The organism is Paenibacillus sp. JCM 18996 (genome assembly GCF_055392555.1).
The window spans coordinates 3,076,588-3,097,948 of sequence record NZ_AP043884.1 but is presented as its reverse complement, the minus strand read 5'-3'; the positions used below and the strand labels follow the sequence as shown (position 1 = coordinate 3,097,948).

Sequence of the window (21,361 nt, the reverse complement as noted above, 5' to 3'; positions counted from 1 at the left end):
ATGTCCCTTTATGGATAAACCGGCGTGAACAGCAGACCCGTCGTTTCTTCCCAGCCCATGGCCAGGTTCAAATTCTGAATGGCCTGCCCCGCCGCGCCCTTGACGATATTGTCGATCACGGAAATGACCGTCACGCGCCCGGTTCTTTCATCAACCGAGAAACCGATATCGCAGTAATTCGATCCCCAAACTTCCTTCGTAGCGGGCCACTTGCCCTTCGGACGGATGCGGACGAATTTGCGTCCTTCGTAAACCTGGCCGTAGAGCTCAATCAGCTCCTCCTCCGTCTTCTTTTCATTCAGCTGAGCGTACATCGTGCACATGATCCCCCGTGACATCGGCACCAAATGGGTGGTGAACGTCACCGTCACATCCTGCCCGGCCGCTCTGCCCAGCACCTGCTCGATTTCCGGAATGTGCTGATGTTTATTTACTTTATAAGCAAGAAAATTCTCATTCATCTCCGAATAGTGGACGCCGAGGCCGAGTCCCCGGCCCGCTCCTGACACACCGGACTTGCCATCGATAATTATACTGCGGTTGTCGATGAGCCTTGCCTTCACCAAAGGAAACAGCCCGAGCAGCGCTGCCGTCGGATAGCAGCCCGGATTGGATATAAAACGCCGCCCTTTGACTTCCTCTCCGAACAGCTCGGCCAAACCGTATACCGCTTCATTTAAATATCGGTCCGCCGCAGGCTTATGCTTATACCATTTTTCATATAGCTCTCCCGATTTCAGCCTGAAATCCCCCGACAAGTCAATCACCATCAGACCGGCGTCCACAAGCTTGGGAGCCAGCTCCGCGCTCACTCCTGACGGAGTTGCCAAAAACACAACGTCCGCGTGCTTACTCATGGCCTCGACATCGATTCCGTCCAATGTATGTACCATAATGTCCTGAAGATGCGGAAAGCCTTCCGCAATTCCCGCTCCGGCGCTGGATGAAGAAATGACCGATGTTATTGTGACCGAAGGATGCGCCTGCAGGAGGCGGATCAGCTCCACTCCGCCATATCCCGTTGAGCCGACGATCGCCGCTCTTATGATTGCGTTTGCCATTTTCCGTTCCTCCCCGCTACCTTTCCCCTGAATTTCCTGTAAAACTCGCTCTTCCAGGGTTCTTCTGTTCGAATGATATGAATTATTATACATGTCAAAGTATAAAAATACAATGATTTTTTTCTTCCCACCGGCCTGTTTTCATACTCCGCCTACGCCTTGATTATACTTGCATTTATGGGTGCTTTCCAGAACTAATCCCTCAAAATTCCGCCTCGCCCGGCTCTTCATTAATGATGACCCTTAAACCCTTTGCCCAGCACCTCGTGAGCGTCGCTCAGAATGAGGAACGCCCCCGGATCGATGGCTTTTACAACCGCTTTCAGCCGCAGCACCTCCCTCTTCCGCACCACCACCATCAGAATGTCCCGCTGCTCGCCCGTATACCCTCCCGTGGCGTTCAGTTTTGTCAGCCCCCGGTCAAGATCCTTGAGGATCGCTTCGCTTATTTTTGCGGATTGATTCGATATGATATAAGCCACCTGCGAGGTGCTTAGTCCAACCTGCATAATGTCTATCGTCTTGCTTGTGATGAAAAGTCCGATCAGTGCGATTAAAGCCTTCTCAGGCGTAAAAACGATTCCAGCCGCCAAAATCACCAGGCCGTCCAGCATAGCCACAGCGATTCCCAGAGAAACGCCCGCATACTTATGAATAATCTGGGCAGCCAAATCCAATCCCCCTGTCGATCCTCTTCCAAGAAAAACAACACCCAATCCGATGCCGACCCCCACCCCTCCGTAAATGGCGGCAAGCAGAGTATTCGTCGACAAGGCAGGCAGACCGCTCGTAAAATATACAAAAAGCGGCAAAATAAACGAGCCTGCCGCCGTTTTATAGCCAAATTGCCGTCCGAGCAGCAGCCAACCCGCGATAAATAACGGAATATTAAGCACCCATTGGGTGATGGCCGGCTGGACGCCAAGCGAGTACTGCACGATGATGGAGATCCCGGAAATCCCGCCGGAAGCGATCTGGTTTGGGCGCAGGAACAAATTGAAGCTTAACGCTATGATTAAGGAGCCCGCTATAAGCAATCCGTACTCTGCGGCTTCACCTAACCGCTTTGGCTGTTTTCTGTCGGACATGTTATTCACCTCAACAAAAAACATCCCATACCGCTGAAGGTACAGGATGGTTTTTTATAGTCATTATCTTCATTCCAAGGCAAAATTACTCATGTTTAACCTGCATGCGCAGATAAGCGTCGATAAAGGGATCCAGATCCCCATCCATCACAGCGCCGACATTGCCCGACTCTACTGAAGTTCGATGATCCTTGACCATGCTGTACGGATGGAACACATAAGAGCGGATCTGACTGCCCCAGCCAATCTCCTGCTGTTCGCCGCGGATTTCGGCCAGATGCTTCTCCTGTTCTTCGATCTTCTTCTCATACAGCTTGGAGCGAAGATGCTTCATCGCCCTTTCCCGGTTCTTGATCTGCGACCGCTCCGTCTGGCACGTCACGACGATGCCTGTGGGAAGGTGCGTAATCCTGACCGCCGAGTCCGTCGTATTAATGTGCTGGCCTCCAGCTCCGCTGGCCCGATAGGTATCGATCTTCAAATCCTCTGTACGGATTTCAATCTCCACATCGTCATCGATCTCCGGCACGACGTCGCAGGATACAAAGGAAGTATGCCTGCGTCCCGACGCGTCGAACGGCGAGATGCGCACCAGCCGGTGCACGCCTTTCTCCGCTTTCAGATAGCCGTATGCGTTGTAGCCCTTGATCAGCAGCGTCACGCTTTTAACCCCTGCTTCATCGCCCGGCAAATAGTCGAGAACTTCCACTTTGTAGTCCCGCTTCTCCGCCCAGCGGCGGTACATGCGGAGCAGCATTTCGGCCCAATCCTGGGATTCCGTGCCTCCTGCGCCGGGATGAAGCTCGAGAATCGCGTTCATGCGGTCATACGGCTGGCTTAAAAGCAGCTGCAGCTGGAAATCCTCCAGCTTCTTCGCAAGCTCCATAATGCCCTTGGCCACTTCCTGCGCCAAATCCTCGTCATTCTCATCGTCGGCCAGCTGGGCCATCAGCTCGAGATCTTCATATTCCTGGCGGAGCGCCTGAATCTGGTCCACTGAACCTTTTACCGCGTTCAATTCCGCAATGGTTTTCTGCGCCTTCTCATTATCGTCCCAAAAATCAGGGGCGGCCATCTTATGCTCAAAGTCCGAAATTTGCTCCAATTTCAGATCTAAGTCAAAGAGACCCCCTTAGATCATTTATTTTTCTGGCCGATTCCCTGAGCTGCTGTTTTACTTCCGGTTCCAACATAGTTAACCCACCTCGATAACACTAATTTATGTTTTATCCAATCCAATCCCCAGGCCGTTTCCGGACTGCCAGTCAAACACCGGCTGCTTACCCCTGCCCGTGGCAGTTCTTGAACTTCTTGCCGCTGCCGCAAGGGCACAGGTCGTTGCGCCCGACCGTGTCTTCCTTCTTTACCGGCGCTGAAGGTCCCGCCTTCGGATCGACAGCCTGGCCCTCAGCCACCGCCTGGCGCTCCAGATTCAACTGTACCTGCGCCTTCATAATATAAGTGGCGACTTCCTCCTGGATGCTCTCGATCATCTGCTGGAACATCTCGAAGCCTTCGAACTGGTACTCGCGCAGCGGATCCGTACCGCCGTATGCGCGAAGGTGAATACCTGAGCGAAGCTGATCCATCGCGTCGATATGGTCCATCCATTTGCTGTCTACGGCGCGCAGCAGAACAACCTTCTCGAATTCGCGCATAAACTGCTCGCCGAATTCCCGCTCCCGCTCCTCGTACTTGCGTTTGACAAGCGCCTGGATGTACTCCACCATCTCCGCTTTTTCCTTGCCCCACAATTCGTCCGTATCCAGATCGCCTTCATGCAGGAACGTACCGTTCGCGTAATCCACGACCGCTTTCAGGTCCCAATCCTCAGGCACGTCTTCATCGGAACAGTGAGCTTCCACGGTACGCTCGATGACCGGCATGATCATGCCAAGCACAATTTCCCGGACATTCTCGGATTCCAGCACCTCGCGGCGCTGCTTATAAATAATTTCCCGCTGCTGGTTCATTACATCGTCATATTGAAGAACGACCTTACGCACATCGAAGTTGCTGCCTTCCACCCTTTTTTGTGCGGACTCCACAGCGCGGCTGATCAATTTGCTCTCAATCGGCTGGTCCTCTTCAAAACCGAGACGGTCCATCATACCCATGATGTTCTCCGCCCCGAAGCGCCTCATCAATTCATCTTCCAAAGAAAGATAGAACTGGGAAGAACCCGGATCCCCCTGGCGTCCGGCGCGTCCGCGCAGCTGGTTGTCGATCCTCCGGCTTTCATGGCGCTCTGTGCCTATAATATGCAGTCCGCCGGTGTCAGGCACCCCTTCTCCCAACATAATGTCGGTACCGCGACCCGCCATATTGGTGGCGATTGTCACGGATCCGGGCTGTCCTGCGCGCGATACGATCTCCGCTTCTTCCGCGTGATACTTTGCGTTCAGTACTTTATGCGGCACACCCTTCTTCTTCAGCATGTCCGACAAACGCTCCGAATTTTCAATGGAAATCGTGCCGACCAGGACCGGCTGGTTCTTTTTATGGCGTTCTACGATTTCATCCACTACCGCACGGAACTTCGAGCCTTCGCTCTTGTACACAATGTCAGGAAGGTCCTGGCGGACCATCGGACGGTTCGTAGGCACAACGATAACTTCCAGGCCGTAAATTTTCTTGAATTCTTCTTCTTCCGTCTTGGCCGTACCCGTCATCCCAGCCAGCTTGCGGTACATCCGGAAATAGTTCTGGAACGTAATGGTCGCGAGCGTCATGCTCTCGTTCTGCACGTCCAGCTGTTCCTTCGCTTCAATCGCTTGATGCAAACCCTCGCTGTAGCGGCGGCCCGTCATAAGGCGACCCGTGAATTCATCGACGATCACCACTTCGCCGTCCTGCACCACGTAATCCACATCGCGTTTCATGATGGCATGGGCTTTAAGCGCCTGGGTAATATGATGGTTCAAAGTGACATGCTGATGGTCAAACAGGTTATCGATGCCAAAAGCTTTCTCCGCCTTCGTCACGCCCGCTTCCGTGAGGGCTACCGCTTTTAGCTTTACATCGATCGTATAATCGTCCTCCGGCTGCAGCTTGCTTACAAAACGGTCTGCCGCGTAATACAGATCGGTGGACTTGGCTGCTTGTCCGGAAATAATCAGGGGCGTTCTGGCTTCGTCCACCAGGATGGAGTCCACTTCGTCGATAATGGCAAAATAAAGCGGACGCTGAACCATCTGCTCCTTGTAAAGCACCATATTATCGCGCAGATAATCGAACCCGAACTCATTGTTCGTTCCGTAGGTGATGTCGCAAGCATAGGCTGCCTGCTTCGCTTCATGCGAAAGATCATGCAGGTTCACGCCGACGCTCATCCCGAGGAAGCTGTAGATTTGCCCCATTTCGCCGCTGTCCCGCTGTGCCAAGTAGTCGTTGACCGTAACGACGTGGACCCCTTTGCCGGAAAGTGCATTCAAATAAACCGGCAGCGTCCCTACCAGCGTCTTGCCTTCCCCGGTCCTCATCTCGGCGATCTTGCCTTCGTGCAGCACCATGCCCCCGATCAACTGCACGTCATAGTGGCGCTTGCCCAGCACCCGCCTTGACGCTTCCCTTACTACGGCAAAAGCTTCAGGAAGCAGGTCGTCCACTTCTTCCCCCTGCTCCAGCCGCGCTCTGAACTCGGCCGTCTTGCCCTTTAATTCCTCGTCTGTCAGCTTCTCAATGTCCGGCTCCAGACTATTTATATAATCAACTGTCTTCAGCATCCTCTTGATTTCACGTTCGTTGGAATCACCGAATATTTTTTTCACGAGACCAAGCATGGGTAAGCCCCTTTCTTTCAAATACGGTTTGCCTTAAATTGTAACAGTTTGTCAGTACAGCCGCAACAATCCACTAAATTCCATGCCATATATAAAAGCCCACTCCGCAAAGGATGGGCTGGTTAGACATCAAATCCTATTCAATCAAATCGCCGGTTCGATCAAACCGTATTTACCGTCATTACGCTTGTAAACGACATTCACCTGATCGGTATCCATATTGGAGAAGACATAGAAATCGTGGCCAACCATGTTCATTTGAAGAATCGCTTCTTCGACATCCATCGGCTTCAGATTAAACCTCTTTGTGCGGACCAAATCGAAGTCCTCCTCTTCCGCCGCCGCGGACACTTCGGAGACGAAATAATCCCTGATGCCGCCTTCCTGCTTGATCTTCCGGTTCACTCTCGTTTTGTGCTTGCGGATCTGCCTTTCCAGCTTATCCACCACAAGGTCGATCGAGGCGTACATGTCGGCTTCCCTCACTTCCGCGCGGAGCATCACTCCTGTCAGAGGAATCGTAACCTCTACCGACTGCCTTTCTTTGATCACCGATAAGGTGACATACACTTCATTGCTAAGGGGAGTTTCAAAATACTTTTCCAGTCTGCTTAATTTCTTTTCCACATAGTCCTTTAGAGCTTCTGTGACTTCGATATGCTGACCACGGATACAGTAATTCATATTTATCTCCTCCTTCTCGTCCATTATAACCCATTTCGGTCGCGCCTTCAAAAAATCTTAACATCATATTTATGCCGATCTTCGACCGGACAGAACCGCCCGCATACAACAAAAAGAAGCACCCCTGCGGGTGCTTTAAGTCTGAATGCTTTGAATGTATACTAGCGGCCAATCGGCCGATCAGTGCATTACAGTTTAGTTACGTTAGCTGCTTGCGGTCCGCGAGCGCCTTCCACGATGTCAAACTCAACGGCTTGACCTTCTTCTAGAGTTTTGAAGCCCTCTGTCTGGATTGCGGAGAAATGTACGAATACATCGCCGCCATCTTCGCGCTCAATGAAACCGTATCCTTTTTCTGCGTTGAACCATTTAACTTTACCTTGCATTGTAACAACTTCCCTTCGTCTTCAAATAAATGTAAGTTTTTTACTTACTATTCGAATATAACACCGCAAGAAAGCGATGTCAACGGATTTATGAAGTATAATTAAAGTATTTAGAAAATTTAGCTATATACAGATTATTCGACTTTATTAGACATTATGAAAGCTTGTTTTCATTAGTTATTCACAAACTTGTCCACATTATCCACAGGTTTTTGCGCAGCTTATTCACACAATTCGTTTACATTTATACCCAAAAAAAGCAAAAAGCCGACGCATTCGTCGACCCAAATCGGATTATTTGATTTTATCAAAAAAAATGCTGTCGGGTGTATAAGCGGCCTCGTACCCCGTTTTCTGGACTCGTGCGCGTTCAGCTTTTAATAAAGCTATATTAGCTTCATCTTTCAGCTGCCGCATTTTATCCATTATTAGCGTATCATATTGAAGCAAGTTCAGAATATCTTGTTTGTGTTGTGCATGGCCGTCTCTAATCAGTGTTGATATTCTTGAAACCATCTGTTCTCTTCGTTCAACAAATTCCACAAGCTCTTCGAAAGTTATGCTGTCGATTTCATCCACAACCTGCTGAGTGAGCTGCTGAAGCTCCTGAATAACATTATCCATGATTTGCTGCAGCAGATGTACTCAACGAAAGTTTAGCCGCTTGAACCCAGGTTTCTTTAAGCTCCAATAAAAAGCTAAGTATTTCCTCTGCTGGACCCGGTTCTTTCTTCGTGTTGGCTTCAACTAGTTTAAATACGAAGTATTCGTACAGCTTTAACAATCCTTCAGAAATGTCGGATTTCTTGTCCAACGTAATAACGAACTCCGAAATAATATCCTGAACCTTTAGAAGATATTTATTAGCCTGTTGGAAATTTCTTTGCTTCAAGGCTTCGATGGCCTGTTTACAAAAACGAATGGCTCCATCTGTAAGCATAATCAATAATTGTGCCGGAGTTGCCGTTTGCAAGGCAGTTTCCAGGTACTTATTTTGTTGTGATATCATAATCAGCCTCCATTAATCACCTTTGTGAACCGCCACTAAGTGCATTAGCCAAATAAGACGATTGCGAATTATATTTATTCATCGCGGTTTCCATTGCAGTAAATTGCTTGTAATATCGACCCTCAACCAATTTTAAACGTTTGTTTTCATTAAAAATTTGAGAGTTGATTCTCGTCAAATCCTTGCCCAAAATACTGTTTTCATTCAGCGATGTATCCGCAAAGCTTGAGGTACCTGCCTTTGTGGATATATTATCTAATGTTATTTTTAAATCATTGTATATTCGTTGAGCAATCCCCATGTCTGAACGATCAGGAGTTCCAGTGCCAGGGGCTGCAAAGATGGAGAAAACGGCATCGGGATTTGCGGCGATGGCGGCCCTGAGCTTAGTTTCGTCGGACAAGTATAGTTTACCTTTATCCATGTATGACCCGGTTGTAATGCCAATTGAACTTAATGTGTTATAAGTAGTGGTTCCCGTGTTTACTTTAGACATAATATCCAGTCGCATATTGTTAATTGCACTCTTAAGGATTGAATCATTTCTTAACAAACCGCTCTTGGCTTTATCTTCCCAGGTTTTAACATCATTATCTTTCATTGCTTTTTTCTGATCGTCCGTTAAGGGAAGAAAATCACGGTACTTGTTTTCGTTAACCTTTACTTGAAGGCTGCTTAACAGATCATTATAATCTTTTATAAACCCTTTAATCGCGTCAACAATCTTATCCGCATCTGCGGATACGTTAATGTTTACAGGGGACGTTGCTGCTTGCCCTGTACCTGAAACAGCAGTTCCAAAACCATTGGTAGCTACGTTAGAGACAACAGTAAGGGTACTGGTGGTTCCTGTATTAGCCGTTAAATCATTAACGACCAATTTGGTGCCGGAAGAATCAACTCCAAAAGAAACCTTACCATTTAATGAGGCATTACCTGTAATTGCTGCATTTAGACTGGTAACCATAGCACCGATAGTAGCATTAGTTGATGCACCTGGAGTAAGAGTAATTGGTGCTTGACCGTCAATCGTAAAGGTAAATGTATCCGTGCCTAAAATATTCGTTGAAGAAGGAACTGCACCCGTTACAGAAGCTTTCGATGCAGCAGGACCGGCTCCCCCAGCCTGCAATAATGTAATATCGACTCCATTTACATTAAATGTATTGCTTGTTCGGGTTGTTGTTATGCCATTGATAGTGACATTGGCATTAACGGCCGCCTTTTCATTAACACTTCCGTTGACGGTAAGAAACGTATTGGCCATAAAAGAGCCGGTAATGTCCTGGAAACTGATAGTAGGCTGATTACTTGTTGATCCATTGACCAACCCGGTTTGTTTGGAAGTAAAGGAGACCTTTCCGGTAACCGAATCATAAAAAGCACTCACATTTGTCGTTTTGTTTATTCGATCAATTACGTTATTTAATGAGTCGACATTGGGATCTACGACAACTTGAGTCCCGTTAATGCTAATGGTAGCCTTATCGTACGTTCCGGGAACGGTCTGGGTAAAGGAGTTGCGAATGTTTGCAGCTTGGCTGCCCAATGTTAGGCTTGCATCAAATGTAGTATTTAGGCGGATATCTGAATTACTCATATTTGAGGCCGCTGTTGCTAAAGTTGTAGCCAGAACGGTCAAGGTTCCAGTTAAAGCGTTCCCATTGGCCTTCGCGCTAATAGCTGATGTATTTCCGGTTAGATCAACTTTCTTCGCCTTTAATGTGGATTCAAGCTTAAAATTGAATAGTTTATTATTACGAAAGTCCACAATTTTAGAATTCGTTTCTTTATAAGTATCTCGACGCCATGTAAGAATTTGTTTCTGCTGTCCTAATTTATCTATGGGAACACGGCGTGCCTTCATTAGCTGACTTACCGTAGAATCAACATCGAAACCGCTAGACCCACTAATCCCAGAAACCATTAGAAATCCACCTCCAATTAGAATTTCATAAGCTATCTGCGTTCGTCTACTAAAATTCCAGCCATCTCCCAAACCTTTGCTATAAAATCAAGAGTTTTTTCTTGTGGATATTCTCTTATCACTTCTCCAGAGTCTTTATCAAGAACCTTGACTATGAGTTGTTTCGTTTTTTCATGAACAGAAAAATCGAGCATTGTTGAAGTACCTTCAACAGCTTTTATGGCACGGTCTATCGCTTTTAAAAGCTGTTCTTCACTTATGGGGATATTCTTACCTTCTAATTGGGCCTGCTTTAATTCTTTCGAGGTTTGGATTTGATCCAAACCAGAAGAATTCGTTGTATCATTGGTTACCCGATCTACGGAAATCTTGTCAGTTCCTTTTGAAACATTTAAACCTCCAATAGGAAAATTTGTATTCATGGTAACCTCCGTAAGTTCTATGATAATTATTATATCGGATGGAATTACCAATTTCGTTATATTCATTTAAAAAAAGAATCCAGAAGTTCCTAGATTCTTTCATATATGAACAAAAGTAAAAAAGAGACCCTAGATAAATTAGAGTCTCCTTTTTTGTAATACTGGAATTAACCACGAAGCAATTGCAGAACGCCTTGCGGTTGTTGATTAGCTTGAGCCAACATAGCCTGAGCAGCCTGAGCAAGGATGTTGGACTTCGTTTGATTCATCATTTCTTTTGCCATGTCTACGTCACGGATACGAGATTCAGCAGCTGTTAAGTTTTCAGAAGATGTATTCAGGTTGTTGATCGTGTACTCTAGACGGTTTTGGTAAGCACCCAGATTTGCGCGAGCGGAGGACACAGTATTAATTGCTGCATCAATCGTCGTAATGGCGGCTGAGGCATTTGCTTGAGTATTAACCAGCAAGCCCTTTTCAACCGTTGCCTTATCGATAACCAGACCATTTGCACCTGTGTTAGCTGCAGTAGATGCCTTAGCTACAACATCCAATGTAGAAGCGGAGATAGCACCAGAGGCTGTAGTTAAGGTTGTTGCGGATGGCACTGCCATGGTAACACTTAATCCGTTGCCGAAATCAACTAAAGGAGCAGTCGCAGTGTTGTTTAAACCTGTTACAGTCTTTGTAGTTATAATAGCACCAGTGGAATCCTTCAGGTTAACGCTTGCGGTTGCGTTGGTGCCCGTATTAGCTGTAGCTGCTGCAGGGAAACCAAAAGTGTTACCAGCAGAACCGACAATCGAAACACTGCTATTACTACCTACATTTGTAGTTGAAGTAGTGAATTTCAACTTACCTGTGCCATCATCTGTAACAGAAACTTTTCCCGCTAATGCACTACCATTAATTTTGCTGTTTACGTTGGCAATGAGGTCTGCCGCTGAAGCAAAGTTAGTGTTATCTACGACGATATTAACGGCAGCCGCACCATCTACTTGGATGGCCAGTGTTCTATCAGCAGCAGTTTGTGCACTTTGGTTGAGTGTTACTGCACCGCCTGTTACATTAGCTCTTGACGCGGGAGTTGTCACAGTCCCATCTACTGTATATGTCCCTGTGGCAATTGTTGGATTACTAGCTACTGTTGGAGCGCTAACAGAGGATCCGTTAACTAATGTTGCACCAATACCTGAGGTAACTCCAAGCGTTTTGGCATCAAAGGCTCCGATATTTAGCGTAATATCTTGACTGGAGTTAGCTCCAATTTGCAATTTTTGTTGACTGAAACCACCAGCTAACAGGTTCTTCGTGTTAAACTCGGAGTTATTGGAAATTCTCGTAATTTCGTTGGATAATTGATCTACTTCTTTTTGAACTTGCTGACGGTCATTGAAAGTTGAAGTATCGTTCGATCCTTGAACGGCAAGTTCACGCATACGCTGCAGAATGTCTTGAGTTTGGCTTAAGGAACCTTCAGCCGTTTGAATCAAGGAAATACCGTCTTGGGCATTACGGCTGGATTGATCCAAACCGCGAATTTGACCTCTCATTTTTTCAGAGATGGCAAGACCGGCTGCGTCATCCCCTGCGCGGTTGATACGAAAACCGGAAGATAATTTCTCCATAGCTTTCGAAGTTGACTCTGTGTTTCTAGTTAACTGGTTATACGTGTTTAATGCGGGAACGTTGTGATTAATTCTCATTTCTTTTTTCCTCCTTGAATTTAGGTAATATCCACTTCCATGTGGTCAAAGCTGTTCTTCAGGTCGGCCGCCCTTAGAATCGCCTTATAATTTATATATCGTAAACTCACTCAAGGAAATGAAGAGGGTATTCGTTAATTTTCACTTTTTTTTGAAAAAAACCTGTTTAGTTCCGCTAAATTAACCGTACTTTTAGATGATTCTTCGTTTGCTTGTTGAATAGAAATATAGATTTCCTTTCGAAATACATCCACATCCTTGGGAGCGGTGATCCCTAAACGCACCGTATCCCCTTCCGTTCCCAGGACAACGACCTCTATGTTATCACCGATCATGATGGATTCCCCTTTTTTACGGGCCAGCACTAGCATATACGATCACCTCTCTCAGGTTATTTTACAGACTGCGGCATAATTAACTTGTGTTTTGTCTTATATTCGGAATCATGCAAAATAACCTGTTTAGCCTGTCTGTTATTTACATTGACTATGATCGGCGCCAACAAGTTGAGTGTTGAGGTTTCCAATGGTTCTCTAATCGATACTACTGACCACACGGCTATATCTTCGGCAGTCTCAATGCCAAGCTCCTCCTGAACACTGTCATTGATTGAAAAATCATAATCCGGATAAAAGAGAAAGGGGTTCGTCAGAAGTAAAGATATTTCACTGTGATCCACACATTGCATAAAAATGAAAGGAGACTCCTTATCTTCCTGTATAAAGATATATTTGTGATAATCCTCAAACCCCGGAATGCCAGGCGAAAATGTGAAAAAATCTCGCTCCTGCACTTCCAACTCTCCAAACTGTCGCGTGTTTATATTCATATCCATATCCTCTCCTGGCTCTATTGATTTCAGAATAAACTAAAAAACTATAGATTTATATAACCTATAGTTTACCCAAGTATATTTGTGCTGACTTTACACCTTCATATCAATCTCAGGGGGAATCAATTCCACTTTGGGATATTGAAGCATATAAACATCTACTTTTCCCGGCGTGTAATTGATTTCAGGTTTATTCACCCGTACATTAATATCTACATAACCCCGCACAACTTCAAATTCCGGTTTATGTGCAATGTAATTTATATCTACATTATCGTAGGAAGGATCACCGAAATAATTGATGCCTCCACCGCTTTCAAAGGCTTGTTCCGACGCAATGTCAGCAATCGCATCCGTATTATTCTGTATAGCGGCCATGCGGTTCCCGTTTTCAACAATACGTGCTATTCCCTGTAGTGCAATTTGCTTAGACTGCGAATAGATTCGGCTCATAAACTCCAGATTGTTTCCCAGACCTAGCGCATCCCAAGCCCGGCTTTGATCGATGTGCAATTCCCCTTGCGGGGAGCGGATTTCAATTTTCAAAGGGGTCTGCCGTATCTCAACATCAGCATGGGGCTGCCTGATCTCCATAGTTCCCGGGTGAGTATCCATGCCTATTTTAGCAAACTGCTGTTGAATTTGAATTGTAGGGATCAGTGCACCCACCGCCTTAATGGAGGAAGTCAATCAAGCTGGGACGGATAATCTTTGCACCCACGGAGAGAGAAGATTGATAGACATTTTCCGCGGTTTTCAAATTGGTTATCGTTTCGGCCACATCGGCGTCTTCTACCTTGTTCTGCAATGACTGTAAGTTGGAACTTATATCCTGCAGTCTGTTGTTGGATAAATCGATACGGTTCATTTTGGCTCCAATATCCGAACGAACCGCCAAAAATTTATCCATCCTTGAATCCATCCGTCCCAAAGCGCTCTTAATACCAGTGAAGTCACTGGTTCCTAAAGAAGTAATCAAATCCTGTGTTAATTTAAACATATTATCATTGTCTGCAGGACTCCCGAACACTTGATTCCCGTTTACATTAACAGGAATGGTTACACCCGCGCCGATTTCAAATTTAATATCGGCCGCATCAGTATAATCTGCAGGAGCAGTAGCTTCCGTATAGGGAGCAATATTAGTTTTCTGTCCATTGAATACATGCTTTCCATTAAAATCGCTGTTTCCGATATTGACCATTTCCCCATAAAACTGCTTGACTTCACTTTGAATGGCATCCAACGCAGACTGCGGGTTAGTTCCGTTGGCGGCCTGGACGGTTAGTTCCCTAAGACGCTGCAAGACCTCTCCCGCCTTATTTAACGTGGAATCCGTATAATCAAGCCAAGAGGTAGCTGACTTCACATTCTCCTGATACTGATCGTTGGCAGAGATCTCACTGCGGTATCTTAAAGCAAAGCTCAGCCCAACCGGATCATCCGAAGGTTTATTGATTCTTCTGCCGGTAGACAGTTGATTCTGATAATTGTCCATTCGGGTCAAGTTGGAGCCCAGGTTTCTAATCAATTGAGTGTTGATCATCCCTTGCGTGATTCTATTAGAAGACATAAATCCCCCTCCTTTCTAATCATTATTATCTGCCCACAACACCCATGCCGTTGATGACCTTGTCCAGCAATTCGTCAAAAGTAGTCATAGAGCGTGCCGCTGCGTTATAAGCTTGCTGGTATTTGATCATGTTGGCCATTTCCTCATCCAGGGAAACGCCGCTGACGGATTGCCTTCTGGAGTCCACTTGATCTACCAAGGTTTGTTGGTTGGCATTCTGCCTGACGGCCTCTTGGGATTGTACTCCCAGCTGGCCGACTACTGCTCGCAAAAACTCATCAAACGTACCGCTGGTTAGAAGCGGTGTCCCGTTGGAGCTTGGGTCGAAATCGAACTTTTGGTTTCTGAAAGCAGCCAATGATAAAGCTACGTCATTGTTTCCTCTGACTACCTTTGTTGTACCGTCAGTATCCATGTACACTCGGGACGAGGCCGCGATGTTAGCGACCTTTTTCACAATGTCCGGGTTTACGGTAACGCTGTTTGCATTAAATTCCGTCGAGCCTTCTTTTAGAGTAAAGAATGGGATACCGGAACTTGGAGGATCTTCCAAAGAATATCCCAATAGATGCAAACCGTTTATGCCCTTGACTGTAACTTTCGTATCACCGGCCAGAGTTCTTTGGGCGATGCTTCCGCTGTAGGTTGTTCCATTCAGAACGGTGCCATCCGGAATTACAGTGCCCTTCGGCAGTGTTGTAGTGACTTGTCCCTGTACGAGAGACTTGATCATCGAATCAAACTGAAATTTATAACTTGCCAGATACTGGTCCCGCGAAACGGCCATGCCGTAAATTTCTCCGCTGCTTATGTCCTTGGATGCTATCCCCGCAGCCACTGATTGAGAGGTTAAAGTCGAAGTGACGGCTATCCCGCTTACTAAATTGACACTCCCCATCCTGATATCATAACCGCCGGACGCTTCAGTGACCTTCACATTAACAATCCTTGACAGGTTATCCACCAGCAAATCCCTTTGGTCCCTCAGGTCATTCGCATCATTGCCTAAACCTTCTACTCTGAAAATTTCGTTGTTGAGGTTGGCCACCTGGCTCAATAGGGAGTTGGCTTCCTTGACTTTGACATCTATGTTGTCAGTAAGGTTATTGGACAAATCATCGAGCTGTTTGCCGGTATGGTTAAAAGCGTCGGTTAAAGCCAATGCTTTTTCTTTCAAGGCGGCTCGGGATGTGAGGTTTTCAGGCTCTTTGCTTACATCCTGCCAAGCATTCCAGAATCCTTCTATTACTTTTCTTACTCCTGTATCGGAAGGCTCGTTAATGATAGCCTCAAGTTTTTCCAGCGTATCTTTCCGTACAGACCATTCCCCTGAAGATTTATTTTCATCATAAAACTGGGTATCCAGAAATTTCTCGCGTATACGGTTAATATGGTCAAACTGTACTCCCTGTCCCATTTGTCCCGGTATAGCGCTTCTCATTAAACCAACGGCTTCCAGCGGCCTGGATGCAATTAAATTGACGGTTTGCCGTGAGTATCCCTTTGTGTTGGCATTCGCTATGTTATGGCCTGTCGTCTGGAGTGCGGCTTGCTGTGCAAATAGCCCTCGCTTGGCAAGCTCGATTCCGGAAAATGTCGATCTCATAATACTCCTCCTTCCTTCCGAATGTTATGCTTTACTGTCAAAAATCCCTCTGCGTTTGTATAAAGCCGTCTGCATAGCCGGATGCTCATACACCGGGCTCTCTTCCGGGCCCAACACCAGATCCAGGGAGTAATCGATAAAAGCGAGCGATTGCTCGATCAGCTTCATATTCACGGCATTAGCTTCTTTGAGCTGTGCGATTGTGTTATGCAATTTCGCTTGTGCGTCGGTCAGCAGCTTCTTTTCTTCCTGCTTAAAAATCAGCTTCGCCAAATCACCCAGCGTAATGCGCGGATTCGGATGATAGCCTCTGGCGAGCAAGTATTGGTTTACGGCTTCCACCCGGTTCCGGTCCAAGTCGGCGGCCATGCGGATGAGCTTGTTCTCTTTGTTCACCAGTTGATTCAGCTGTTCAACGTGATTGGCGACGAGAACAGACCTCTTCTCTATCGCTATAGCCAATAAAGTGCGGTTGATTTCATCCAGCTTGTCCAATATCGCTGCTAATGCCTGTATAGTCAAAATCTTTCCTCCATACACCTAGCCTGATTATTTGATAAAAGGAAGCATCCGTTCCGCAAGCTTGCGCGCGTCTACTTTGTACGTCCCGGCGGCAACCGATTGCTTAAGCTCCTCTATACGCGCTTTGTTGCCTTCCACATTCTGCGTCTCGAGAAGCTCTTTTGCCTCTGGAGAAATTTCGACCTGATCCTTCTTCTTGCTGCGCTCTACGTTGTTCGCGGCCTGGTTCTCCGCTTGTTTCCGGTATGGGTTAATATTGTTAATGCGCTGGGGTTCATTAATTTTCACGATCTCTCACCTCACTAAAAAAATAACCGATAAGCTTAGTTAATTTATCGGTTGTCAAGGCCTGTTTATTTATATCTTGATGAAGTTTACTGCAATTTACCAAATCAAATCAAAGGCGGTCTTTCAACCTGTCGCTGATTCTATAAGCAATCGTGTTGTCGTGCTGAAGCTGCTCCTGCTTTAATTTATCCGAGTGCTCCACGTTTGAAGCATCGTTCGCCAGCCTGAGGCGGCAGGGTTCGCAAATCTTATTCTCCCGGATTGCCGTTCCGCATATATCACACGGATAATCCATATTCGGGGAATTCTTGATAGAGATCCTTCCTTCACGGATAAATTTGGCGATCTGCTTGACGGACACTTCCGTCGCGTCGCTAAGCTCCTCAATTTTACAAGCTTTATTCTCCTTAAGGTACTGCAGGCATCTTTCGTATTGGAGTTCAATCTCCTTTAGACAGGCTGGACACATGTCCTTCAAGTTCTTAACGTAAATTTTGCCGCATTTCGCACAGTTGTCAATATTCATGCCCATTGCACCCGCTCCCTTCCTTTGCTTCCAGTTTACTCGAATTTCACCGGATTTGCATGTATGTTTTTCGCAGACAGGTTAGCGCGCCCAGCATAAACCATACACTTCAGCAGGCAGGCTGCTTTTGATCACGCGTGCGCACTGGTTTAACGTACTTCCCGTGGTATATACATCATCGACAATATAAATCTGCTTTGGCGCGGTAGAGCCGAAGCGGTTGGCCAATTCCTGCAGCCCGTCCGGGTCGGTTGTAAAAGCGCCTTCCAGATCGCCGAGCCGGTCGCTGCGTTTCTTGAAGCTTTGTTTGTCCGTGTGCCTCGTTCTTTTCAACAGCGGATAGACCGGGACCCGGCATCTCTGCCCCAAACCAGCAGCCAGCCGTTCCGCCTGGTTAAACCCTCTTTCCCTGTATCTTTCTTCACTCACGGGCACGTAGGTCAACACCCGTACAGCCTCTTTCCCAGCCGAAGCCTGAGTGTGCATCAGGAAAGCATGATGGAGCATCTCTGCAAAAAGCCCGTGCAGCCTCTCGTTTCCCCTGTATTTATAGTTGGACAGCCATTCCTTCATCCTTGCATCGTATCGGACGGCACTGCGGTTGGCCACAAAGAAAGTCTCGTTTCTTCGCCTGCAGTCATAGCACGCTTCATATCTGCCGCAGGTTGGACAGCAGACTTCGTTGATCCAGGGAATCTGTCCCAGGCAGGAAGCGCAGAGCAGCAGCCGGGAATCCAATCTGGCTCTCCCCCTGCACCAGGAGCACACCTCCGTGGAAGGCAGCAGTGCCTGCTCCATCCCCCGTACCGCTTTCTTCAACGAGCGGACGATTCGCTTATCTTTATACTGAAACATGACATAAGACCTCCTATTATTAAACGAGTAATATAAATTATTGCAGTTTGTCCAGGTACCCCCTTTTTTTCGCGATCCTGTTCATTAGTTTAATCTGTTTTATCGCGCCTGCTTGAGAACGGGTCTTTTCCTCCGCCCAAAAGAATACCCTTCCTGCCGGATCCTCCTTCGACCTTCCGGCTCTTCCCGACATCTGGATCAAAGCCGCTTCGTCAAAAAGCTTGTCCCCCGCATCCGCGATAAAAACGTCCGTCTTCGGCACCGTGACACCACGCTCCAGAATCGTCGTTGTCACCAGAATGCGGATCCCGCCCTGCCTGAACTGCAGTACTTTATCCGTTCTCTCCGCATCCTTGGAAGAAGTGCCTTCTACCGCCAATTCGGGAAAATAGCTTCTCATCAGCTCCACCAAAGGCTGGACAAGCAAGATTCTCGGTACAAAAAAGAACAGCTGGGCTCCGCGATCGACAGAACCGGATAAAGCATACATAAGCTTATGAGGCAATCGGGCAGCGGCCAGCACTTTCTTCAAAGGAGGCAAGATCAGCAGCTGTGGGACCGGGAGCGGATGCCGATGGTATCTTGCCGGAACCTTCACATGCGGCAGTCTTCCGGAGGAAGCTGATTTACGCAGAGCCGCAGGCGGTGTAGCCGATAGAAAAATATACTTGCCGGCTGCCCTGCAGGCCTTCCTCGCCGCATACTCGAGCATGGGATTATTGTGAAAAGGAAACGCGTCGATTTCGTCAATTACAACCAGGTCGAAAGCGCCTGAGAAACGAAGCAGCTGATGCGTGGTAGCCAGTGTAATATCGCCCGTCTCCCATCTTTGCTCGCTGCCGCCGTACAAGGTCACCAGGGAATTTCGGCTGAACGCTTTCTGCAGCCTGGGCTTCAGCTCCAATACGACATCCTTCCTCGGCGTGGCAATCAGTACCCGTCCCCCGGCCTGCAGCTGGTAGTCGATCAGCGGGAACATCATTTCCGTTTTTCCGGCTCCGGTCACGGCCCAGATCAGAAAGCAGCCTGGTTCGGCTGCAGCCATTGGGCTCCGGACTTGCTGCTCGGACAGAAACCGCAGTCCTTCGGAGGAAGCCGCCGCTTGCGCGTCGCTTAAACCCCAATGTTCAATAAATGCCCTGGTCGGCGGCGGCTTAACATAACGCTCCTCAGCTTGAGGCTGGGCCTCCCGTCCACAGATCAGCAGCGAGCAAAAGCGGGTTTTGCCCATCGTCAGGCACGACTCGCAATATGGACAGGCTTCGCCGCAGAACTGGCAGTCTGTCCAATATAACTCTGCACCGCTGGCGCCGCATCTCTCGCAGCTGTACTCTGTTTTGCTTCCGGCCATCACATGCTTTCTGGTCATCCGTGCTTGCAGTCCGGGCAACAACTGGATCTGCCCCCGGAGAAATGCTCCCTGTAGCCAGCGCAACCGTTCCAATAAAGTCCGGCGATCTCCGGCGGTATCGCACAAGGACTGAAACTCTTCCAGCAGTAAAGACCTCCCTGCCAGATTAGCATCAAGATTGCCTCCAATTGGCGCAGGTGGCTGCCCCGAAAGAGACCGGCCTATTTCTGGCGCCTTTGTCCCAGACACAGCGAAAGTTGCTTCAGACCAACTCTGCGACCATCCCAGCCGTGCCGCACAGCGTTGAATGTTCTCGTTTACTTCCTTTATGTTCCCTGGTACAGCTTGATGCTCGTTCAACTGTTTGCATATGCAATACGCTTGTCCATAAGAAAAAACGGGATCCAGCCTTACCGCCTCAACTTGATCGCCCGGATGTGCGGACCAATGCTGAATATCGGAGACCAGATCCAAATCTATGGAGGGGAGCCATTGCCATTCCGTGCCGGTTCTCACCGCGTAAATGAGAGCCTTCAACAGATCACCTCCATTTAGTTTGTAAGCGGTTTCTACCAGATAAGCGGCACCTGCCGCAACTCTTCTTGATTATACAAATGAATGGTAATCGTGTTCCTCTGTGAAGCAATTCCTCCGCCTTCAGCGGCTTTCCCGGCAGAGATGCTTACAATCTCAACAGATATCCGTGCAGACAAGCGTTCTATGATCTCTAAAGTTTCGTCGGTCGAACCTTCATCCGTGATCGCCACAACCACTTTCCGTCCCTTTACCCATGAGTAAAAATGCAGCAGCCGCAGCACCCATTCTATTTGCTCCGCGCTGTTTTTTGTCACCAGAACATAGTTCGTGTCCTCTTCTGATGTTTCCCTGCTTAAGAAAAGATAAAGTATATGGACCGAAGCGGCGGCAGCCCCGTAAATACCAATGATCAATAAAAATAGCATCATCGCGGCTCCCTCCTTTTGGCACAGTATATGCCGCGAGAATGCATGTGGTTCCTACAGGATGACCCAACCGTTCTTTATCGCGATAATAACGGCTTGTGTCCGGTCGTCCACTTCCATCTTCTGCAGAATGGAGGACACGTGGTTCTTTACCGTTTTCTCACTGATAAACAGAAACTCGCCGATCAATTTGTTGCTTTTTCCTTCGGCCATCAGCCTGAGTACTTCTGCTTCGCGGCGGGTTAAAGGGTTGCCCGCGTTATGTACATAGCGAACCCCGGCTTCATTCAGCTCTTCACTGTTGCCGCCTACTCCCGCTTCATTCAAATAGGTCATACGTCGAAGCTGATTAATTAATTTGCCGGTTACTTTAGGATGTATGTATGCATAACCTTGGACAACGGATCGTATGGCGTTGATTAACGATTCCGCCTCCATATCTTTCAGCAAATAGCCGGATGCGCCCTTGCGCAGTGTCTCGAAGACATAGCTTTCATCATCATGGATGGATAAGATAATAATTTTGATATCCGGGAACAGGGTCTTGATCTTCTCGGTTGCCGCCACGCCATTCTCTATCGGCATATTGATGTCCATTAGAACAACCTCGGGGTGCAGAGCATTGCAAAGCTCGATGACATGAATCCCGTCTCCGCATTCGCCAATGACTTCCAGGTCATTCTCCATATTTACTATACGTTTCAATCCCTCCCGGAAAAGGGGATGGTCATCTGCTATGACCAATTTTACGGTGTCAGTGGAGATCCCTGTGTTATCCATT

The 21,361-nt window shown here is 47.5% G+C and carries 23 protein-coding genes; all 23 read right to left on the bottom strand.

Annotation, left to right across the window (positions count from 1 at the left end):
• Positions 1 to 8 precede the first annotated feature (8 nt).
• Positions 9 to 1,061 carry an N-acetyl-gamma-glutamyl-phosphate reductase gene (argC, locus tag ACZ5N7_RS15215; protein WP_464655343.1) on the bottom strand — a complete coding sequence of 351 codons (1,053 nt, stop codon included), beginning with the start codon at positions 1,059 to 1,061 and terminating at the stop codon, positions 9 to 11.
• Positions 1,062 to 1,291: 230 nt separating this feature from the next.
• Entirely contained in the window at positions 1,292 to 2,149 is an 858-nt protein-coding gene (locus tag ACZ5N7_RS15210) for a YitT family protein (RefSeq protein WP_464655341.1), read from the bottom strand.
• An 85-nt stretch (positions 2,150 to 2,234) separates the two neighbouring features.
• Positions 2,235 to 3,342, bottom strand: a protein-coding gene (gene prfB, locus ACZ5N7_RS15205; protein WP_464655339.1) for a peptide chain release factor 2 whose coding sequence is annotated in 2 segments (ribosomal slippage) — positions 2,235 to 3,269 and positions 3,271 to 3,342 — 1,107 coding nt in all. Because the reading frame shifts where the segments join, the coding sequence is not laid out codon by codon here.
• Positions 3,343 to 3,429: 87 nt separating this feature from the next.
• Positions 3,430 to 5,931 (bottom strand): preprotein translocase subunit SecA, encoded by a 2,502-nt coding sequence (gene secA, locus ACZ5N7_RS15200; RefSeq protein ID WP_464655338.1) that lies wholly within the window; start codon positions 5,929 to 5,931, stop codon positions 3,430 to 3,432.
• A 144-nt stretch (positions 5,932 to 6,075) separates the two neighbouring features.
• Positions 6,076 to 6,615, bottom strand: a complete 540-nt coding sequence (hpf, locus tag ACZ5N7_RS15195; protein WP_464655336.1) for a ribosome hibernation-promoting factor, HPF/YfiA family — start codon at positions 6,613 to 6,615, stop codon at positions 6,076 to 6,078.
• A 188-nt stretch (positions 6,616 to 6,803) separates the two neighbouring features.
• Positions 6,804 to 7,001 (bottom strand): cold shock domain-containing protein, encoded by a 198-nt coding sequence (locus tag ACZ5N7_RS15190; protein ID WP_464655334.1) that lies wholly within the window; start codon positions 6,999 to 7,001, stop codon positions 6,804 to 6,806.
• 294 nt (positions 7,002 to 7,295) lie between these two features.
• On the bottom strand, positions 7,296 to 7,625 hold the full coding sequence (gene fliT / locus ACZ5N7_RS15185; protein ID WP_464655333.1) for a flagellar protein FliT: 330 nt from the start codon (positions 7,623 to 7,625) through the stop codon (positions 7,296 to 7,298).
• Complete coding sequence (gene fliS / locus ACZ5N7_RS15180; RefSeq protein ID WP_464655331.1) at positions 7,618 to 8,010, bottom strand: flagellar export chaperone FliS; 393 nt, start codon at positions 8,008 to 8,010, stop codon at positions 7,618 to 7,620. The genes fliT and fliS overlap by 8 nt, the downstream gene beginning before the upstream one ends.
• Positions 8,011 to 8,026: 16 nt before the next feature.
• On the bottom strand, positions 8,027 to 9,937 hold the full coding sequence (gene fliD / locus ACZ5N7_RS15175; RefSeq protein ID WP_464655330.1) for a flagellar filament capping protein FliD: 1,911 nt from the start codon (positions 9,935 to 9,937) through the stop codon (positions 8,027 to 8,029).
• A 32-nt stretch (positions 9,938 to 9,969) separates the two neighbouring features.
• On the bottom strand, positions 9,970 to 10,359 hold the full coding sequence (locus ACZ5N7_RS15170; protein ID WP_464655329.1) for a flagellar protein FlaG: 390 nt from the start codon (positions 10,357 to 10,359) through the stop codon (positions 9,970 to 9,972).
• A 167-nt stretch (positions 10,360 to 10,526) separates the two neighbouring features.
• Positions 10,527 to 12,065 carry a flagellin N-terminal helical domain-containing protein gene (locus ACZ5N7_RS15165; protein WP_464655327.1) on the bottom strand — a complete coding sequence of 513 codons (1,539 nt, stop codon included), beginning with the start codon at positions 12,063 to 12,065 and terminating at the stop codon, positions 10,527 to 10,529.
• Between the two features lie 134 nt (positions 12,066 to 12,199).
• The gene (gene csrA, locus ACZ5N7_RS15160; RefSeq protein WP_464655325.1) at positions 12,200 to 12,436 is read right to left on the bottom strand and encodes a carbon storage regulator CsrA; all 237 of its coding nucleotides are present in this window, start codon (positions 12,434 to 12,436) and stop codon (positions 12,200 to 12,202) included.
• Between the two features lie 20 nt (positions 12,437 to 12,456).
• A complete protein-coding gene (gene fliW / locus ACZ5N7_RS15155) occupies positions 12,457 to 12,894 on the bottom strand; it encodes a flagellar assembly protein FliW (protein ID WP_464655323.1) in 438 nt (145 codons plus the stop codon).
• A gap of 96 nt (positions 12,895 to 12,990) precedes the next feature.
• Positions 12,991 to 13,566 (bottom strand): DUF6470 family protein, encoded by a 576-nt coding sequence (locus ACZ5N7_RS15150; RefSeq protein WP_464655321.1) that lies wholly within the window; start codon positions 13,564 to 13,566, stop codon positions 12,991 to 12,993.
• A 4-nt stretch (positions 13,567 to 13,570) separates the two neighbouring features.
• Entirely contained in the window at positions 13,571 to 14,470 is a 900-nt protein-coding gene (gene flgL, locus ACZ5N7_RS15145; RefSeq protein WP_464655320.1) for a flagellar hook-associated protein FlgL, read from the bottom strand.
• A gap of 25 nt (positions 14,471 to 14,495) precedes the next feature.
• On the bottom strand, positions 14,496 to 16,076 hold the full coding sequence (gene flgK / locus ACZ5N7_RS15140) for a flagellar hook-associated protein FlgK (protein WP_464655318.1): 1,581 nt from the start codon (positions 16,074 to 16,076) through the stop codon (positions 14,496 to 14,498).
• A 24-nt stretch (positions 16,077 to 16,100) separates the two neighbouring features.
• Positions 16,101 to 16,598 (bottom strand): flagellar protein FlgN, encoded by a 498-nt coding sequence (locus tag ACZ5N7_RS15135; RefSeq protein ID WP_464655317.1) that lies wholly within the window; start codon positions 16,596 to 16,598, stop codon positions 16,101 to 16,103.
• A 27-nt stretch (positions 16,599 to 16,625) separates the two neighbouring features.
• Positions 16,626 to 16,886: a flagellar biosynthesis anti-sigma factor FlgM gene (flgM, locus tag ACZ5N7_RS15130; RefSeq protein WP_464655315.1), complete on the bottom strand. Its 261-nt coding sequence runs from the start codon at positions 16,884 to 16,886 to the stop codon at positions 16,626 to 16,628.
• Positions 16,887 to 16,995: 109 nt separating this feature from the next.
• Positions 16,996 to 17,418, bottom strand: a complete 423-nt coding sequence (locus ACZ5N7_RS15125) for a flagellar protein (RefSeq protein WP_464655313.1) — start codon at positions 17,416 to 17,418, stop codon at positions 16,996 to 16,998.
• Between the two features lie 75 nt (positions 17,419 to 17,493).
• Positions 17,494 to 18,267: a ComF family protein gene (locus ACZ5N7_RS15120; RefSeq protein WP_464655311.1), complete on the bottom strand. Its 774-nt coding sequence runs from the start codon at positions 18,265 to 18,267 to the stop codon at positions 17,494 to 17,496.
• Positions 18,268 to 18,304: 37 nt separating this feature from the next.
• Complete coding sequence (locus tag ACZ5N7_RS15115; protein WP_464655310.1) at positions 18,305 to 20,155, bottom strand: ATP-dependent helicase ComFA; 1,851 nt, start codon at positions 20,153 to 20,155, stop codon at positions 18,305 to 18,307.
• A gap of 32 nt (positions 20,156 to 20,187) precedes the next feature.
• A complete protein-coding gene (locus tag ACZ5N7_RS15110; RefSeq protein ID WP_464655308.1) occupies positions 20,188 to 20,583 on the bottom strand; it encodes a hypothetical protein in 396 nt (131 codons plus the stop codon).
• Between the two features lie 51 nt (positions 20,584 to 20,634).
• A complete protein-coding gene (locus ACZ5N7_RS15105) occupies positions 20,635 to 21,360 on the bottom strand; it encodes a response regulator (protein WP_464655306.1) in 726 nt (241 codons plus the stop codon).
• Between the last annotated feature and the right edge of the window lies 1 nt (position 21,361).

Coding starts and splice junctions, on each gene's coding strand:
- argC (WP_464655343.1), bottom strand. CDS start 1,061: ATGGCAAACGCAATCATAAGAGCGGCGATCGTCGGCTCAACGGGATAT.
- ACZ5N7_RS15210 (WP_464655341.1), bottom strand. CDS start 2,149: ATGTCCGACAGAAAACAGCCAAAGCGGTTAGGTGAAGCCGCAGAGTAC.
- secA (WP_464655338.1), bottom strand. CDS start 5,931: ATGCTTGGTCTCGTGAAAAAAATATTCGGTGATTCCAACGAACGTGAA.
- hpf (WP_464655336.1), bottom strand. CDS start 6,615: ATGAATTACTGTATCCGTGGTCAGCATATCGAAGTCACAGAAGCTCTA.
- ACZ5N7_RS15190 (WP_464655334.1), bottom strand. CDS start 7,001: ATGCAAGGTAAAGTTAAATGGTTCAACGCAGAAAAAGGATACGGTTTC.
- fliT (WP_464655333.1), bottom strand. CDS start 7,625: ATGGATAATGTTATTCAGGAGCTTCAGCAGCTCACTCAGCAGGTTGTG.
- fliS (WP_464655331.1), bottom strand. CDS start 8,010: ATGATATCACAACAAAATAAGTACCTGGAAACTGCCTTGCAAACGGCA.
- fliD (WP_464655330.1), bottom strand. CDS start 9,937: ATGGTTTCTGGGATTAGTGGGTCTAGCGGTTTCGATGTTGATTCTACG.
- ACZ5N7_RS15170 (WP_464655329.1), bottom strand. CDS start 10,359: ATGAATACAAATTTTCCTATTGGAGGTTTAAATGTTTCAAAAGGAACT.
- ACZ5N7_RS15165 (WP_464655327.1), bottom strand. CDS start 12,065: ATGAGAATTAATCACAACGTTCCCGCATTAAACACGTATAACCAGTTA.
- csrA (WP_464655325.1), bottom strand. CDS start 12,436: ATGCTAGTGCTGGCCCGTAAAAAAGGGGAATCCATCATGATCGGTGAT.
- fliW (WP_464655323.1), bottom strand. CDS start 12,894: ATGAATATAAACACGCGACAGTTTGGAGAGTTGGAAGTGCAGGAGCGA.
- flgL (WP_464655320.1), bottom strand. CDS start 14,470: ATGTCTTCTAATAGAATCACGCAAGGGATGATCAACACTCAATTGATT.
- flgK (WP_464655318.1), bottom strand. CDS start 16,076: ATGAGATCGACATTTTCCGGAATCGAGCTTGCCAAGCGAGGGCTATTT.
- ACZ5N7_RS15125 (WP_464655313.1), bottom strand. CDS start 17,418: ATGGGCATGAATATTGACAACTGTGCGAAATGCGGCAAAATTTACGTT.
- ACZ5N7_RS15120 (WP_464655311.1), bottom strand. CDS start 18,267: ATGTTTCAGTATAAAGATAAGCGAATCGTCCGCTCGTTGAAGAAAGCG.
- ACZ5N7_RS15110 (WP_464655308.1), bottom strand. CDS start 20,583: ATGATGCTATTTTTATTGATCATTGGTATTTACGGGGCTGCCGCCGCT.
- ACZ5N7_RS15105 (WP_464655306.1), bottom strand. CDS start 21,360: ATGGATAACACAGGGATCTCCACTGACACCGTAAAATTGGTCATAGCA.